Here is a 779-nt window from a genome sequence, read left to right as displayed (position 1 = left end):
CGTGCGACCAGGATAAGCCAAAGATAAGCTAAAGTCTGCATCGTCATAGCCAGAGCGCTCAACATCAAATGAGAAGTCAATTGCATCAGCGACCCCTTGAAGATCAGCACTGAAGCTCAGATTTGCACTCAAGTCCGACCAGTTCGATGTTGTCTCGCCACTATCCGAGTTAGAGTCATTATATGACCAACCATTTTGTTGGCTATATGATTCATCATAACTATAGATCTCGCGGAAGGTAACACCCGTAGCATCGCCATTTAGCGCTATCGATGCTTCAAAGCTGTGCGCATCATTTGCAAAAGTACCCTGCAAACTAATTCCTACCACTGCGCTTCTCAGTGTTAGATCTTCTGATTCTGAATCAGACCAACTAGTTTCGGTATTGTTCCAAGTATCTTCTGTGTCCTCAATGAATCGACCAATTGATGCGTCTAGACCCAACATACCAGAGAATGACATTGGACCATCAGTTTGTCCTTCACCTGCCTCTGTTTGTTCAATGCTGACATTAAAGTCCGCATCAAAATCAGTCACGGTGGCATTAAGGTAGTCATCGTAGCTACCGCTACTCTGTCCTTCTGTACCATTGCCTTCATATGAAAGGTTGGCTTCAGCTTCTAGACCTGAACCTTCCTCTAGAGTAACCAGAACAGTTCCTACCGATGCCGTACCAGTCACATCGATATCCAGACTTCCTGAGACGGTACCTTCATCGCCCCAAGTATAAACGTTGGTTGATTCGTTATAATTTTCATACTCAGTAGAGTCATCATCTA

The 779-nt window shown here is 44.5% G+C and carries 1 protein-coding gene; it reads right to left on the bottom strand.

Going from position 1 to position 779, the window contains the following annotated elements:
* The coding region (locus tag A3756_RS28455) for a hypothetical protein (RefSeq protein ID WP_197481550.1) at nucleotides 1–779 on the bottom strand (779 nt) is incomplete at both ends.

The organism is Oleiphilus sp. HI0086 (assembly GCF_001635225.1).
The sequence above is the reverse complement of the archived record's forward strand: the minus strand, read 5'-3'. Positions and strand labels throughout refer to the sequence as shown.